General features: G+C 75.6%; 12 protein-coding genes and 1 tRNA gene. 2 read left to right on the top strand and 11 right to left on the bottom strand.

The features are described from left to right. Nucleotides 1-55 precede the first annotated feature (55 nt). On the bottom strand, nt 56-1,441 hold the full coding sequence (locus tag IE225_RS08040; protein ID WP_190056665.1) for a M6 family metalloprotease domain-containing protein: 1,386 nt from the start codon (nt 1,439-1,441) through the stop codon (nt 56-58). A gap of 465 nt (nt 1,442-1,906) precedes the next feature. Between IE225_RS08040 and IE225_RS08035 the strand changes: the two genes are divergently transcribed. After that, nucleotides 1,907-3,769, top strand: a complete 1,863-nt coding sequence (locus IE225_RS08035) for a putative bifunctional diguanylate cyclase/phosphodiesterase (protein WP_190056664.1) — start codon at nt 1,907-1,909, stop codon at nt 3,767-3,769. Between the two features lie 103 nt (nt 3,770-3,872). On the opposite strand, the gene IE225_RS08030 is transcribed toward IE225_RS08035, so the two are convergent. From IE225_RS08030 to IE225_RS08020, 3 genes are all read right to left on the bottom strand, one after another. Further along, on the bottom strand, nt 3,873-4,970 hold the full coding sequence (locus IE225_RS08030; protein WP_190056663.1) for an LLM class flavin-dependent oxidoreductase: 1,098 nt from the start codon (nt 4,968-4,970) through the stop codon (nt 3,873-3,875). Nucleotides 4,971-5,146: 176 nt separating this feature from the next. Then, nucleotides 5,147-5,878 (bottom strand): maleate cis-trans isomerase family protein, encoded by a 732-nt coding sequence (locus IE225_RS08025; protein WP_190056662.1) that lies wholly within the window; start codon nt 5,876-5,878, stop codon nt 5,147-5,149. Between the two features lie 377 nt (nt 5,879-6,255). Beyond that, nucleotides 6,256-7,017 (bottom strand): DUF4232 domain-containing protein, encoded by a 762-nt coding sequence (locus tag IE225_RS08020; RefSeq protein WP_190056661.1) that lies wholly within the window; start codon nt 7,015-7,017, stop codon nt 6,256-6,258. A gap of 198 nt (nt 7,018-7,215) precedes the next feature. On the opposite strand from IE225_RS08020, the gene IE225_RS08015 reads away from it, so the two are divergent. After that, entirely contained in the window at nt 7,216-8,724 is a 1,509-nt protein-coding gene (locus tag IE225_RS08015) for a helix-turn-helix domain-containing protein (protein ID WP_190056660.1), read from the top strand. A gap of 383 nt (nt 8,725-9,107) precedes the next feature. Here the strand turns inward: IE225_RS08015 and IE225_RS08010 are convergent. The 7 genes from IE225_RS08010 to IE225_RS07980 all read right to left on the bottom strand — a co-directional run bounded on the left by IE225_RS08010 (nt 9,108) and on the right by IE225_RS07980 (nt 15,519). Continuing rightward, nucleotides 9,108-9,181, bottom strand: a tRNA-Lys gene (locus IE225_RS08010). Next, entirely contained in the window at nt 9,172-9,771 is a 600-nt protein-coding gene (locus tag IE225_RS08005; protein WP_190056659.1) for a bifunctional DNA primase/polymerase, read from the bottom strand. The genes IE225_RS08010 and IE225_RS08005 overlap by 10 nt, the downstream gene beginning before the upstream one ends. 207 nt (nt 9,772-9,978) lie before the next feature. Then, nucleotides 9,979-10,344 (bottom strand): DUF8844 domain-containing protein, encoded by a 366-nt coding sequence (locus IE225_RS08000; protein WP_190056658.1) that lies wholly within the window; start codon nt 10,342-10,344, stop codon nt 9,979-9,981. A gap of 199 nt (nt 10,345-10,543) precedes the next feature. After that, complete coding sequence (locus IE225_RS07995) at nt 10,544-11,887, bottom strand: AAA domain-containing protein (RefSeq protein WP_190056657.1); 1,344 nt, start codon at nt 11,885-11,887, stop codon at nt 10,544-10,546. Continuing rightward, the gene (locus IE225_RS07990; RefSeq protein WP_190056656.1) at nt 11,884-13,482 is read right to left on the bottom strand and encodes a hypothetical protein; all 1,599 of its coding nucleotides are present in this window, start codon (nt 13,480-13,482) and stop codon (nt 11,884-11,886) included. The genes IE225_RS07995 and IE225_RS07990 overlap by 4 nt, the downstream gene beginning before the upstream one ends. Continuing rightward, the gene (locus IE225_RS07985) at nt 13,473-14,612 is read right to left on the bottom strand and encodes a hypothetical protein (RefSeq protein WP_190056655.1); all 1,140 of its coding nucleotides are present in this window, start codon (nt 14,610-14,612) and stop codon (nt 13,473-13,475) included. Before IE225_RS07985 ends, IE225_RS07990 begins: the two co-directional genes overlap by 10 nt. Further along, nucleotides 14,563-15,519, bottom strand: coding sequence for a phosphatase PAP2 family protein (locus tag IE225_RS07980; RefSeq protein WP_190056654.1), 957 nt, complete (start codon nt 15,517-15,519; stop codon nt 14,563-14,565). The genes IE225_RS07985 and IE225_RS07980 overlap by 50 nt, the downstream gene beginning before the upstream one ends. Nucleotides 15,520-15,682: the final 163 nt, after the last annotated feature.

Raw genomic sequence — 15,682 nt, 5'->3', positions numbered from 1 at the left:
GACACCGCCGTGTGGCGGGACACCGGACGTCGGCGAAAGGAATTCTGACGGAGCGTCAGCTACGCGCGCCCGGCGTGATCCGTACCGTCCACGCGCCCGACGCCGTGCGCCCCTCCACCGTCACGCGCACCCCGTCGCCCGGCACCGTGAAGCTCTCCCCGGCGGCCACCGGTGCGTCCGCGAGCGGCGGGTAGACGGAGTCCTCCCGGCAGGCCCGGGTGCGCGGATGGGCGTCGACGACCTCGACGGGCCCGCTCCCGGACTCCGTGCCGCTGCGCACCCGGTAGACCAGGACGCCCTGCCGGCAGGCGGTGACGTCGTTGCCCGTCGCCGTGCGCGCCTCGAAGGCCAGCACGCTGTCGTCCCCGGTGCGCACCACCGCCAGCTTCGTGCCGCCGCCCGGGCCGAGGCCCGGCACGGCCACGGGGGCGGGCGGGGCGCCGGCCGGGGCGGGGACGCCGACGGGCAGCGGCACGCCGGGGCCCGGGCCCGTGCCGGGCGGCCCGCTCTCCAGCGGCTCCAGGGGCAGCCGCGTGGTCCCGGGCCCCCGCACGCACACCACCTGGTTCTGCTCCAGCCACCCCAGCCGCCACTTGTGCCAGGCGAACAGGTCGGGCGCCAGCGCGAACTGACTTCCCATCAGGTCCCAGTCGCCGACGTAGGTGTCCCAGTCGCCCTTGCCGTCCGCCGGCCGGTGGTACAGGTCGGGCAGGTCGAAGACGTGCCCGGTCTCGTGCGCCAGTACCAGCCGGTCCGGCGGGTGCTTCTCGAACACGGTCACCACCCGGCGGATGTCCGTCCCGTCGGCCCGCAGCGGGGTGTCCAGGTTGACGACCTTCGTGGCGTCGGAGTCGACGCCGGGCGCGTCCGGGTCGGCGACCAGGTAGACGATGTCGTAGCGGGAGAAGTCCACTGCGGGGTCGGCCGCGGCGAGCGCGTCGCGCAGGTAGGCCGAGCGGCGCGCGGTGTTCCAGTCCCGCCGTATGGCGTACGCCGTGGAGGGGTGCGGCATGCGGATCCAGCGCCGCAGCGCGTGCGGGCGCAGCGCGAAGCGGCCGTAGGAGGCCTGCTCGAAGAACCGGCTGGTGGCCGGGAAGTGGTCGGCGGCGAGCTGGGCGGGGGTGGTGAACGGGGCGGAGTCGGGGAAGGACAGGAACACCAGTACGGCGTCCAGCGGCCGCGTCGGCCGCGGATAGGCGGTGTTCCAGGTGTCCAGGCCCTCCGAGTGGTGCGCCTCGGTCCGCCCCAGCGCGCAGGGCCCCGCCCGGAACGGCTCGGCCACCGACGGGCCGGTCACCAGCGAGGTCGCGGCGAGGGCCGACAGTGTCGCCGCCACGGCCGCCGTACGGCGCAGCCGGTCGCGCGCTCCGCTCCGGCCGTGCCCGGCGAGGGCCGTACGGGCCTTCCGGGCGGGGCCCTTGGGCGGGAGCGGACACGGCACGGTGACCTCCGGGGGCGGTTCGCGGCGGACGCGCGCCGGGCGCGCGGGAACACCGCCCTCAGCCTCCGTGAGATTTTCGGCTTATGTCCTGTTTGCCTGCACCGGACGAGTGAGAAGGCCCCCGGCGGGGAAGGTCATCGACGGCGGTCCCCGTCCGCCGACTGCCGTTGACGATGCTGCGACGCCCCCGCGACATCCCGAAGTGCTCACGGAACGTCACATTCGGTCGACGGTCCGAAGAACCCGTCCAGGTACGGGCAGAAACGATCTGTCAGAAGGGTCGGTGGTGCCGGGAACCCTGCGAAGCGGCTGGAACCGGTCACGGGCCAGCCTCTATGATCGGCACACTTTCCTGGCACTTTCCTGCACGGACACGGCCCGGTGGCCGCCCGCCGCCCGGCCGGACATCTCGACGCAACCAGTACGACGCCAGTACGAAGACCGAGTGCACTGCGGGAGCGAGCGGTGAGCGGAACGTCCGAGGGGCCGGCGCCCGTGGCAGGCCCCCATCGGCCCGCCGTCACGGAGAGTGATACTCAGGCGTCTGCCGGTACCGGCGGCCCGGACCGGGGACAGGCGCCCGAGCCGTTCCGGTCCGCCTTCACCGCGGCCCCCCTCGCCATGGCCGTCCTCGACGGCGACGGACGGATCGTCAGCGCCAACGACACCTTCGGCGCCCTCCTCGGCACCGCCCCCGACGCGCTCGCCGGCCGCGCCGCCGCCGACCTCGTCGACCTCACCTCCGACGCCCGCACCCACCACGCCTACCGGCAGGTCCTCGACGGCCGCCGCGCCAGGCTGCGCTGCACCCGCCGCGTCAAGCACCCCGACGGGCACTCCCTGTGGGTCCAGGTCACCGTCGCCCCCCTGCCGCCCCGCCAGGACGACCCGCGGGCGCACCGCGAACCGGCCGTCCTGCTCTCCCTGGCCGACATCAGCGCCCGCCGCGAACTGCAGGCCCGGCTGCGGCACCTGCAGATGCACGACCCGGTGACCCGGCTGCCCAACCGCACCCTGTTCTTCGAACGCCTCACCGCCGCCCTGGAGGCCGACGCGGACGGCCGCCCCGGCACCGGCCGGATCGGCCTGTGCTACCTGGACCTCGACGGCTTCCAGGCGATCAACGACACCCTCGGCCACCGGGTCGGCGACCGCCTGCTCGCCGCCGTCGCCGAACGCCTCACCCGCTGCGCCGACGTGGCCGGCTACGCCCGCGCCGCCGCACCGCTGGTGGCCCGCCTCGGCGGCGACGAGTTCGCCCTCCTGGTGGAGAACTCCACCGGCACCGACCAGCTCGCCGACCTCGCCGAGTCCGTCCTGACCGCCCTGCAGGCCCCCTTCGACATCTCCGGCCAGCGCCTGTCGGTCTCCGCCTCCATCGGCGTGGTCGAACGCCGCACCGCCGGCACCACCCCCACGGCCCTCATGCAGGCCGCCGACACGACGCTGTACTGGGCCAAGGCCGACGGCAGGTCCCGCTGGACGCTGTTCGACCCCGAGCGCAACGCCCACCGCATGACCCGCCAGGCCCTCGCCTCCGGGCTGCGCCCCGCCATCGACCGCGGCGAGTTCGTCCTCGACTACCAGCCGCTGGTCAGCATGGCCGACGGACGCCTGAGCGGAGTGGAGGCCCTGGTGCGCTGGCGGCACCCGCAGTTCGGCACGCTGACGCCGAATCGGTTCGTCTCGCTCGCCGAGGAGGACGGCTCCATCGTCCCGCTGGGCCGCTGGGTCCTGGCCACCGCCTGCCGCCAGGCCCGCCGCTGGCAGCTCGACCACCCCGGCGAGCCGCCGATCTTCGTCAGCGTCAACGTCGCCGTCCGCCAGGTGTGGGACTCCGACCTGGTGGCCGACGTCGCCGAGATCCTCGCCGAGACCGGCCTGACCCCGCACCTGCTCCAGCTCGAACTCACCGAGTCCGCGGTCATGGGCTCCGCCGGCCGCCCCCTCCAGGCCCTGCAGGCCCTCAGCGACATGGGCGTCCGCATCGCCATCGACGACTTCGGCACCGGCTACTCGAACCTGGCCTACCTCAGCCGCCTGCCGGTGGCCGTACTGAAACTGGACGGCTCCTTCGTCCGCGGCTTCCAGTACGACGACACCGCCGGCCCGGCCAGCCCCGCCGACGAGGTCATCGTCGAGGCCATGATCCAGCTCGCCCACCGCCTCGGCCTCACCGTCACCGCCGAGTGCGTCGAGACCCCGGCCCAGGCCGACCGCCTGCGCCGCATCGGCTGCGACACCGGCCAGGGCTGGCTCTACTCCCGCCCGGTCCCGCCCGGCGACATCTCGGGCCTGCTGGACAGCCGCGCCTGCCTGCGGCCGTGACCGGGGGCCGGCGACTGGGCAGTCCGTGTCACCGGGATCCTCGGACTCCCCGGACTCCCCGAGATCCTCGGACTCCCCGGCATCCCCGGGATCCTCGGACTCCTCAGGCGCCGGCCGGCAACCCGTAGGCGTCGGCGACGAGTTCGTACGAACGCAGCCGCAGCTCACCGGTGTGGGCGTGGGTGGTGAGCATCAACTCGTCGGCGCCGGTGCGTTTGTGCAGCTCGTCCAGACCGGCGCGGACCTCGTCCGGCGTGCCGTGGACGACATTGGCGGCCCAGGAGTCGACGAACTCCTGCTCCAGCGGGCTGAATTCGTAAGCCTCGGCCTCCTCCGGCGAGGGGAACAGCCCCGGCCGCCCGCGGCGCAGCCGCAGCATGTTCAGCGCGGCCGCCCTGACCTGCCGCCGGGCCTCCTTCTCCGCGTCGGTGGCCAGGACGCTGACGCCGATGAGGGCGTAGGGCGCGTCGAGGACCCCGCTCGGCCGGAAGGACTCCCGGTACAGCTCCAGCGCGGGGAGAGTGTTCTGCGCGGAGAAGTGGTGCGCGAAGGCGAACGGCAGCCCCAGCATCCCGGCGAGCCGGGCGCTGAACCCGGAGGACCCGAGCAGCCAGATCGGCGGCCGGTGCGGCGACTGCACGCCACCGGGCGCACTCGCCTGCACAGGGCCCGGCACGGCGTGGACGCGCCTATAGGGGTGCCCGTCGGGGAAGTCGTCGTCGAGGAACCGCGTCAGCTCCACCACCTGCTGCGGGAACTCCTCCGCGCCCTCGTCCAGCCGCTCCGTGCGGCGCAGGGCCGCCGCGGTCGCCCCGTCCGTGCCCGGCGCCCGCCCGAGCCCCAGGTCGATCCGCCCCGGCGCCATCGCCTCCAGCGTCCCGAACTGCTCCGCGACCACCAGCGGCGCGTGGTTGGGCAGCATCACGCCGCCCGACCCGAGCCGGATCCGCTCCGTGTGCGCCGCCAGGTACGCCAGGATCACGGCCGGCGACGAGGACGCCACGCCCGGCATGGAGTGGTGCTCGGCGACCCAGTACCGGTGGAACCCCCGCGCCTCCGTGAGCCGCGCCAGCTCGACGCTGATGCGCAGCGCGTCGGAGGCGGTGCGGCCCGTGCCCACCGTGACCAGGTCCAGGACCGAGAGGGGGACGGGGGCGGTGCCGCGGGCCGTGCCCCGTATCTCGTCTGCCGCTGCGGACACGCGGGTGCCTCCTGTGTCGTCGCCGGGAGTGGTCGTACTGCGCCGGGACAACGGGGGACCGCCACGGATTTATTCCCGCTCATACATTTCCCGGGCCCTTTCGCCGGGCGCCCGTCGTGCCTTTCCGGGTGGCCGCCCGGGGCCCGCCCATGGCCACCCCCCCGTGTCGGCGGCGGTCAGACCTGCACCACCGGCTCCCTGGTGAACAGCGTCCCGAGCCGCGGCGCGTGCACCCGCCGGTCGACCAGCCGCAGCGCCTCCCACACGGTGACCTGGGCGGCCGTGAGCACCGGCTTGCCCAGCTCCTTCTCCAGCTCCGGCAGACACGAGACGGTGTGCAGTGCCGTGTCCGGCAGCAGCACCGCCTCCGCCTCCGGGCGGTCCGCGTCCCGGGCGAGCGCGAGCACCCGCTCCTCGCCCCACCCGGCGACCCCGTCCGCCGGAGGGTCCCCGCCGTCGCGCACGGCGACGACCTCCACACCGCCGGCCCGCAGGAAGTCCGCGAACAGCTCCGCCACCCGCGGCGGATACGCCGTGCCCACGGCCACCCGCCGCGCGCCGACCTCCCGCACGGCGTGCACGAACCCGAACGACGTCGACGACGCCGGCATCCCGGCCGCCCGCGCCAGGTCCCGTACCTGCTGCTGGGCGCCCTCCCAGCCGTGGCTGAAACTGCCGCCGGCCGACGCCCACACCACGGCCTCGGCGCCCGCCAGCCGCAGCTCCTCGACGCCGGCGGTGAGCCGCTCGGCCAGGCCCGCCGCGCGCAACGCCTCCGCCCGGCGCGGTTCCTCTCCCAGGTCGGTGTGGACGAGGTCCACCCGGATGTCGCTGCCCAGGAGCTGCTCGATGCGCGGGTAGTCGTCCTCGGCGCCGTGGCCCGGGTGGACGAGTCCGAGTGCGGTCATCTCCAGCCTTCCTGCCGTACGACACGGTTGCACCCGCTCGGGTACCCACTTGTCCGCCCCACCCGCGCGGAAACGGCGGGGTGGGCCCGTGCGGGGCTTCCGGCGACGCGCGTGTCCATCCCCCGGCGGCTCGCCGGCCCCCGGACCCCGTCCGCCGCCGGCGCCCCTGTGCGCGGACTCCGGCGGCATGCCCGGCGGGCACGGCCGGCGGTGGAGCCGGCGGGCACGGTCGGCAGTGGCGTCGGCAGGCACGGTCGGCGGTGGAGTCGGCGGGCGCCGTCCGCTCCGCCGGACCCGCCGCTCCACCGCTCCGCCGCGTCGCCGCGTCGCCGCGGACCTGGACGTGCCCCGGTGGTCCCGCCCGGCCCCGCCCGGTGTCACCAGCTGACGGCGTCGTCCAACGACTGCTGCCAGTACGTGACCTTGAGGGAGTCGTCGATGTAGACGCCCCCGGCGGGCAGGGACGGGTGGGCGGCCACGGGGGCCTGCTCGCCGGCGGTACGGCCCTGGAAGAAGACGGTGAGGGACTTCTCGGTGTGTCCGTACGCGCCGCTGCCGTCGGCGGCCGCCAGGGTCACGGAGGCGTAGCCGGACTCGCCCGGGGCGAGCGTGACCACGGCCTGCGGGCGCGAGGCCTCGATGGCCGGCGGCACCGACTGGGCCTCGCCGAAGCGGAGGACCGGGTAGCCGTAGAGGGCGCAGGGGGCGCTGCCGGTGTTGGTGACCGTGAGCAGCATGTGGTTCACGGGGCGGTTCAGGGGAGACGCGACCGTCTTGGTGGTGGACCCCTGGCAGGTGACGAGCTTGCCGCCGCCCGTCCCCGAGCCGCCGGTGCCGGTCCTGCCGCTCCGCCGCACCGCGGAGGTCTTCACCGCGGGCACGTCCGCGGCCGGCTTCGAACCGGAGGAGGCGGGTTCCACGTCCTTGGGGAGGGACGAGCCGGAGCCGGGCGAGGCGGAGACGGAGGGCGAGGCGGAGACGGCGGTCGCGGCGGCCGAGGAGGCGCCTGCCGGCAGGCCCTCGTCGCGGACGCCCGAGCCGTCGCCGCACGCGCTCAGGGAGAGGGCGGCGAGGGTGGCGAGCACGGCGGTCGCGGCGGCACTCAGGAGGCGGGTGCGGGGGTTGTGGATGCTGGACATGTGAGCGGGCTCCTTCGGCGTTCGGTGGGTGTGGTGCTGGGATGACCGGAGCTTGCGGGGTGATCCGTCCCAGCCGCCACGAAAGCCGGGAAGTCGGGGACGCCGGAACGCGAAAACGTGCTGTGACCAGGGAAAGCGCAAGGGTCCTGGAACGCGGGAACGGGACGCGCCGGACCGCAGGGGGAAGGGGAGGAACGGGTGTCAGGGGCGACAGGGGCCACGGGAGCGACGGGGGCCGGCGAGGAGGCGGAGGCGTTGGCGGAGCTGCTGCGGGAGCTCAAGGAACGCTCGGGGCTGAGCTACGGGGCGCTCGCCAAACGGCTGCACATGAGCACGTCGACGCTGCACCGCTATTGCAGCGGCAGCGCGGTGCCGGCCGACTACGCGCCGGTCGAACGGTTCGCCCGGGTGTGCCGGGCGAGCCCCGAGGAACTGGTCGAGCTGCACCGGCGGTGGATCCTGGCGGATGCGGCGCGCGGGCGTAAGGGGCCGGGGCCGGACGGGGCGGCGCGCGGCGCCGGGGCCGGAGAGCCCGGGAGGGCGCCGGCGCCTGACGGACTCGCGTCCGGCGCCGGGGACCGCCTCGCCCGCCCCGCCGCCCCGGACGGTCCACCGTCCGGGGCGGCGGGTCCCGCCGATGCGAGCGGCGGGCCGTCCGGAACAGCGGGCGGGACGGAGCCGGAATCCGCGAGCAGTGGCCTTCGCGAACCCGGTGGAAGCGGCGAGCCGCTTGCCGGCGGCGCGTCCCCGTCCGCTCCCGTGCGGCCCCGGCGGCGCCGCACCGCGCTCATCGCCTCCGGCGCCGCGGCCGCGGTTCTGGGAGCCGTCGCGCTCGCCGCGCACCTGCCGTCCTCCGGGGGCGACGGCGGTGACCGGAGGGTCGCCGAGGCCGCCGCCCCGGCCACCGGCACCGGTACCGGTCGCGCGAACGGCAGGTCCCCGTCCGCGTCGGCCTCTCCCTCCCCGTCCCGGAGCGGGAGGACCGGCACCCCCTCCGCTCCGGCGCCGCAGTCCCCCGCCCATGGCGGCGGGGGCGCCGCCCACGGAGGTGGGGGCACCGCCCGCGGCGGAGGGCTCGCCGCCGAGCGCACCGGCGGCGTACCGATCGCCGTCGCCGTCCGCCCCTATGTCTACAGCAGCCCGTGCAGCCAGCACTTCCTCGTCGACAGCGAGCCCGAACAGGTCGGCCCGCCCGCCGGCGAGCAGGACGCGCCCCGCTGGGCCGCCGCGTACGGCGCGGTCTCCTCGGGGGAGCGGCGCGTCGCCCTCACCGTGCAGGGCACCGGGAAGGAAACCGTCGTCCTGGAGGCACTGCACGTACGCGTCGTCGCGAAGGGCGCACCGCTCGCCTGGAACGACTACTCGATGGGCGTCGGCTGCGGCGGCGACGTCGACACCAGTGCGTTCGACATCGACCTCGACAGCGGCAGCCCCACCGTCACCGTCAAGAAGGGCCGGCGCGACTTCCCGTACAAGGTCAGCGAGTCCGATCCGGAGGTCTTCTACCTCACCGCCCGCACCAAGGCGCACGACGTCCGCTGGGATCTCACCCTGGACTGGTCCAGCGGCAACCGCCGCGGCACCGTGCACATCGACGACGGCGGTGTCCCGTTCCGCACCAGCGCCGACGTCGGCCGCCCCGGCTACGACTACCCGCTGGGCGGCGGCGAGTGGATCAGACGGGAGGAGCAGCCGGGAACGCGATGAGGGGGTACGGGCGGCGAAGCTCCCGCCGGTCGGCCCGCCCGCGAAAACGGCGGCGGTGAGTCCGCGCCGGGCCTCCTGGGCACAGACACCGGCCCCCTGACAACAGGGGGCCGGCGGCGGAATGCCGGGGATGGGGGTGCGGGGCCTGTCGGGCGGCTCACCTGCACGGATACGGCGACGAGTGCGGGCCGGACTTCCTCGGCGGACCCGCAGCGCCCCTTCGCCCAGTGACCCACCGGCCCCGGACAAAAAAGGCCGATCGAACGCCGGAAAAGGGGGGGTGTGGGTGGCGAAGCCCCCACCCGCGCGGCGAAGCCGCGCAAAAACAACGACGGCGAGCCCGGCCCGCGCTTTCCGCGGACACGGCTCGCCGATCGCCGTCGTGCGCCGCCAGGGACTCGAACCCCGGACCCGCTGATTAAGAGTCAGCTGCTCTAACCAACTGAGCTAGCGGCGCCCGCTGACGTCGTAGACCTTAGCACCCTGGTCGGCGGGACCGGAAATCGATACCCGCAGGGCGGCCCGGGTGGCCCGGACGGCCGCCCACAGCAGGACCTCGGGGCCCGGCAGCCACGGCCGTACCGTGTCCGGGGCGACGAGCCAGCGGGCGTCGGACCGGTCGGCGGCGGTGTCGCCGGCGACCGGCGGCACGGTGACCGGCGGCACGGTGACCGCGTCGCCCCGGCCGTGGCAGAGCAGCGGCGGCAGTTCGGCGCGGCGCCCGGCGCCCCACTCCTCCCAGCCGAGCAGGGACGGCAGCCGCTGGGCGGTGCCCGGGGCGGCGAACAGCAGCACGCGGCCGCGGAAGACGGCCACCGGGCCGGAGCCGGGCCCCTCGTCCCACAGCCGGTCCAGCATCCGGCGGCCGAAGACCATCGGTGCGTTGACCACGTCGAACACGGTGCCGCAGGGCAGGACGACCGGGGCGTCCGGGCGTTCCCGCCAGAGCGCGAGAGTGCTGCGGGGATGGGGGCCCGCCGAGGCCAGCCAGGCGGCACCGTCCGGGGTGACGTACGACACGTGCGACGCGTTCCCAGTACTGCTCATGGCGCATACGTCTACCTGCCGTGAGCGGCCGGTTCCCCTCGGTTGCCGAAATCGGGGACAGGAACGGACCGTACGGGGTATCTTGCCCGCCCGGCATATGCCTACACGGGGTTGCCCGCGGCCCCGGCCGGCCGCCGGCCGTCACACGGGGTCGGCGTGTCCGTCACACGGGGCCGACGTGTCCGTCACACGGGGCCGACGTGTCCGTCACACGGGGTCGGCGTGTCCCGGGCCCTCGACGCCGCGCAGCAGGTCGCGTCCGAACTCGACCATCTTGCGGGCGTAGTCCTCGGTCCAGTCCGCGCGCTCGGCGATGTCCGCCGGCGTGAGCCGGTCGAAGCGGCGCGGGTCGGCCAGCTGGGCGGCGGCGATCGCCTGGAACTCCACCGCCCGGTCGGTGGCCGCGCGGAACGCCTGCGTCAGCTCCGTCGCCCGGTCCAGCAGCAGACGCGGGTCCTCGATCGACTCCAGGTCGAAGAAGTGCTCCGGGTCGGCGGCCGCCTGTGCGGGCTCGAAGAGCAGGGGCGCGGGGCGTAGCCGCGGTTCGCTGCGACGCGGCGTGTGCTCCGCCATGTCTTCTCCTCCTCGTGGTACGTACCGGATGACCCGCTCGGGGCACAGGCCACCGTCCATTGTCTCGCGCCCGCGCAAGAGGGCCCTCGCACGGCGCCGGGGGCCGCGGGACGGCCCGGCGCTCCACTCGGTGCGCCGGTCATGACTACCGGACCGCCCGGTGCGCCGGCCGCGGTCGCCGGACTGCCCGGTGCGCCGGTCACGGCCGCCAGGCCACCCGGTGCTTCGCCAGGTGCGCCAGCACCGCGTGGTTGGCCTCCCAGCCGTCCGGGAACTTCACCGTCACCCCCAGCTGCACCGGTTCCGTCGACGGGTGGTCGTCGAGGAGTTCGGTCACGCCGGCGCGGCAGACGACGATGCAGGCGTGGCGGTGGCGGGAGGCCAGGACGCACAGGCGGCCGGTCTCCAGGTGGAAGGCGGTGGCGTCGGGGCGGCCGGAGAGGGGGTGCAGGACGACCGTGACGTCGTACTCGCGGCCCTGGAGCCGGTTGGCGGTGTCGACGGTGACGTCCGTGACGCCGAGCCCGGCCAGTGCCGCGCGGATCGCCGCGGCCTGGTCGCGGTGGGCGGTGCCGACGGCGATGCGGTCGGCGGTGAGCGGGGCGGGCTCGGGGGAGCGCTCCGAGACGGCCGCGCCGCCGCGCTCCAGCAGGCGCCGGACGACCGCGGCGACCGCGTGCACCGCCTCCGGGTCGGTGCGCGGGGTGTGCCGGGCGGGCAGCTCCAGCAGGCCCCAGCCGCAGGCGGCGGCCTCGTCGATGACCCGGTCCGGGCCGGAGCCGTCCGACGGGACGGCGAAGGCGAGCCGCCGGTCGCCCTCGCCGGTGCCGCTGCGGAACGGCGTGTACGGGTAGAAGGCGGCCGACACCAGTGGCGCGGCGGAGGCCGGCAGCCGCCAGGACACCGGCAGCCGGTGCTGCGGCAGGCCGGGGTTGTGCGCGAGCAGCGTCGTCACGGCGGACGCGGACGGGTCGTACGACAGGCCCGCCCACTGCTCGCTGCCCACGATCGCGAACGGGTCGAGCTGCCCGGGGTCGCCCACGAACAGGGCCCGTTCGAACAGCCCGGCCACCGCCAGCAGCGCGTCGGAGCGCATCTGGTACGCCTCGTCGACGATGGCGTGCCGCCACGGCTCGTCCACCTTCACGTGCGCCCACTTCGCGGCCGTCGACAGCACCACCGGCAGCCCGGCGAGGTCGCCGGCCTTCGCCGAGGTGCGGACGTTCGGCAGGTCGTCCAGGGCCTTGTCGTAGGGGTCGGAGTCGCTGCTGTGCAGGCGCCCGACCGGCAGCTCGGGGTCCTTCTCGGCCAGGCGCAGCACGAGGTCGTCGACCTGGGCGTTGGTCTGCGCGACGATCATCAGCGGGCGCCCGGCGGCGGCCAGTTCCAGGGCCGCGCGCACCACCAGGGTGGACTTGCCGGCGCCGGGCGGGGAGTCGACGACCACGCCGCGCTCGGTGCCGTGCAGCGTGTCGCGCAGGATCGCGTCGGTGGCCCTCGCCGCCGCGGCACCCGGGTCGGCCACGGCCTCGGCGGTCGTCACAGCAGGTCCTCCTCGGTCACGGGATCGGCGGGTTCCGGCCCGGGCTCGCCGGGCGGGCCGCCGTGCGTCCACGGCGTCCGCTCGGGCTCGGGCAGCTTCGCCCCGCCGCGCTGCTCGTGCTCGAACAGCGTGAAGCACACGTGCTCGCCCTTCTCGGGCACCGAACCGGGCTCCGGCTCCTTGCCGCGGCCCATCTTGTCGGTGATCCGCAGGACGATCAGGGCGCCGTCGGGGCAGGGCTCGTACCCGACGAACTCGGCGGTCTGCGGCCGGCCGCCCAGCGACCGGTACACCTTCGCCCGCTCCGCCAGGTGCGGCCGGTCCTCGGTGCGGACGGTGACCAGCGGGCGCGGGCTGGGCCGCTTCCCCTCGCTGTAGGCCATCACGACCTCGGTGACCTCCCCGGTGAACGCCTCCCCGGCCAGCCGCCGCTCCGCCATCACCAGCGGGTCGTCGAGGGCCTCCTGCGCGTCCAGGCGGGCCTGCTCCCGCTCGCGCGCGGCGAGCTTGTGCGCGGCGGTGACCGCGTCGTCGCGGCGCGGCTGCGGGGGCTCGCCGGCCAGGACGCGGTCGCGGTGGCCGGTGAACGACCAGCGGTCGCGCGTCCACCGCTCCTCGACATGCGCGCCCTCCGGCAGCGCCCGCAGCAGGTCCAGGCCCCGCCACACCGCGTCCCACGTGGGCCGCGTGACCCGCTCCACGAGCGCGCGGATCTCCCGCTCGGCGGCGGCCAGCGCGGCCAGCCGGCCGTCGGCCTCCAGGCCGTCCTCGGCGGCGGCCAGGGCGGTGCGGGCGCGGTCGTAGCGCTCGATGGCGGGGGCGAGCAGCCGGTTGTCGAACGCCGGGTCGGTGGCCGGGCCCGCCGGCGGGCACAGCAGCTGGCCGTCGGCGTCCCGCGCGAGTTCGGCGCGCAGCGCGGCCTGCGCGCCGGTCATGCCGTCCGGCGGGTCGATCCAGGCCAGCAGCGCGCCCAGGTGCTGGTCCTCCAGGCCGGACTGCCCGGTCGCCCAGTGCCGGGACAGCAGGTCGGTCAGGGCCAGCAGCAGCGACGAGCCGGGCACCCGGGCCCGCTCGCCGTAGTGCGTCAGCCACCGCCCCAGCAGCGGCACCCGCGGCGGCGCCGGATGCGGCGTCTCCGGGTCCTGCTCCGCGGTCCGCCGGAACCGCATCGAGCGCCCGAGCAGCCGTACCAACTCGATGCCGCCGCGGCTGGGCACGATGAGCTGCGGCGCGTCCGCGCACAGCTCGGCCTCCACCTTGACCCGCTTGCCGGTCTCCGGGTCGGTCTCGGTGCGCTCGGCGGCCTCCACCTCGCCGGCGTAGGAGTCGATGTACGGCAGGACGGCGTCCGCCAGCTCGGCGAGGAACGCGAACCGCAGGTCGCGGTCGCGCGGCTGCGGCACGACGAGCAGGCGCGGCGCGTCCCGGTCGGTGCCGACGAGCGCGCCGAGCGGGGCGCCGGCCTCACCGGCGGTGGTGAGCGGCACCAGGACCAGGGGGCGGTCGGACAGGTGCCGGTGGCGGACGGTGGCGGCGGGCTGGGCGCGGCCGGTGCGCACGGCCTCCAGACGGCCGAGGGCGTCGATCAGGGACACGGCGCCGCCCCCTCCCGGTCGGCCGCCGCCAGGGCCTGGGCGCGCAGCCGGGCCGCCCGGCGCAGCGCGGCGACCGCCGGGTCGTCCGGGTCGCCGGCCTCGCCGCGGGCGGCGGCCAGCACGTCGTCCACCGTCGACAGGCCGCCCAGCTCGGCGCGGACCGAACGGCCCAGGGCGGTCACCGCACCGGCCGCGCGGGCCCGCGCCCGGCAGTGGAAGGCCAGCTCGCAGGCGGACAGGCACTCCGGCGCGTACGTCGCCGGGACCGCCTCGACGGCGGCCGTGAGTTCCTCGGCGGGCAGGTCCGGGGAGAAGCACACGCCGTCGGGCAGGGTGCCGGCGATGTCCTCGACGCGGGTGAGCCGGGCGAGCTGACGGGCGGTCACCGCACGCTGCTTGCGCACGTCGACCGCCGAGGCGGTGGGCAGGTTGGAGAAGTCCTTCGGGCAGACCAGCAGGATGCGGTGGCGCACCTCGGGCGGCGGCTCCAGACGGGCGGCGGTCTCCTCCAGCGCCAGCACGTACACCGCCGCCTGCCGCGCGGCGGCGCCCACCTTCGCCGGGTCGGCGGAGCCGTCCAGCACGGGGAAGGACTTGATCTCCACGACCGTCCAGCGCCCGTCCGGGTGCACGACCACCGCGTCCGGCTCCAGCAGGGCGGGCGAACCGGCCACGTCCAGGGCGAGCATCGGGTGGTCCAGGAGGGTCCAGGCGCCGGCCGCGGTGGCCTCGCGCAGCGCCTGCTCCGTACGGGTCCTGCGCCCCTCGGGGCCGGGCGCGGTCAGGTCGGGGACGTGGGGGCGCTCCGGCGGTTCGGCACCGGGATCCAGCGTCTCGCGCACCAGCCGCAGCAGCTCCGCGCCGCCGTCGGCCTTGACCCGCGCCTCGAATGCGTTGCCCCGCATGAAGGCGAACTGCGACTGCCCGAACACCGGCGGCGCGCCCAGCGCGCTCGCCAGCGCCGCCTTGTCCACTCCGGCGCCGTCGAGGATTGCGCGCCGCCGGCAGCCGGGGTTGGCGGCCAGTGCCGCGAGGGCGCGCGCGTCCAGCGCTTTTGCCGGTACGTCAGGACCGCGCAGCTCAGCGAGCCGGTGTCGGAGCGCCGTCCCCCCTGTCCGCGGGGGCGGCACCCGGCTCGGCTCCCGACGCTGCGAACCGTGCCTCGCGCTGCCATGGAATCCGCTCACCCGGGGAAGTCTGGCATCCCTCACTGACAACAGGTGAACCTGCGCCGCGAGAGCGGTCTGTTGCGGCTGTGACGGCGACCGCCACGCGCACCCTGGCCCAGTCCAGACACCGGACCGCCCAGGGCGCCAGCAGCAGCCCGACGCCCATGACGACCACGCCCGCGACCGCGTCGAGGAGGTAGTGGTTGGCCGTGCCCATGACCACCAGGCCGGTCAGTAGCGGATAGGCCACGGCGACGGTTCTCGCGACGCGCGTGCGGCCGTGCCGCCACAGCATCACCCCGCACCACAGCGCCCAGCCGACGTGCAGACTCGGCATCGCCGCGTACTGGTTGGTCATGCTGCCCAGGCCGCGCGGCGCGCTGGCCTGGCCGCCCCACCAGCCGTAGGAGCTGTAGTACGCCATCGTGTCGACGAAACCGTGGGTGGGGGAGAGCAGCCGGGGCGGGCAGGTCGGCATCAGCGTGAAGCCGATCAGGCCGAGGAACGTGGCCGTCATCAGCCAGGTGCGGGCCGCGCGGTAGTGCGCGGAGTGGCGGCGGAAGACCCACACCAGGACCAGCGGCGTGACCAGGTAGTGCAGCGAGGCGTACCAGAAGTCCGCCGGCACGCCCAGCCACGGCTCGCGGGTGAAAAGGCGGTTGAGGGGGTGCTCGGCGTCGATGTGCAGCGTCTGCTCCAGGCGCAGGACGTCCAGGCCGTGGCCGACGGCACTCGAGACGTCGCCCCGGACCAGCAGCCGGCCCACGGAGTAGCAGCCGTAGACGAGCAGGATCAGTGGCAGTTCGGTCCACCAGCGCAGCCGCGCGCGCGGGGCCGCCCCGGTGCCCGGAGTCTCGGTCTGCGGCATCCGATCGCCCTCCCCCTTCTCGACACGCGGCTTCGGCGGCCCGGTCGTGCCACTCTACGGCTGGTGTCCACGGCTGGTGAGCCCGCCCTCGCCGGGCGTCTCGGCCCAGAGAGACGCAGAGATCGCCTCCCGGGTTGCCCGCCGGCCGGGCGGGCGGCCGTCC

Source organism: Streptomyces echinoruber, from assembly GCF_014651135.1.
GTDB classification, from domain to species: Bacteria; Actinomycetota; Actinomycetes; order Streptomycetales; family Streptomycetaceae; genus Streptomyces; species Streptomyces echinoruber.
Note: the sequence above shows the minus strand (reverse complement) of the source record. Positions and strands in the feature narration are given on the sequence as shown.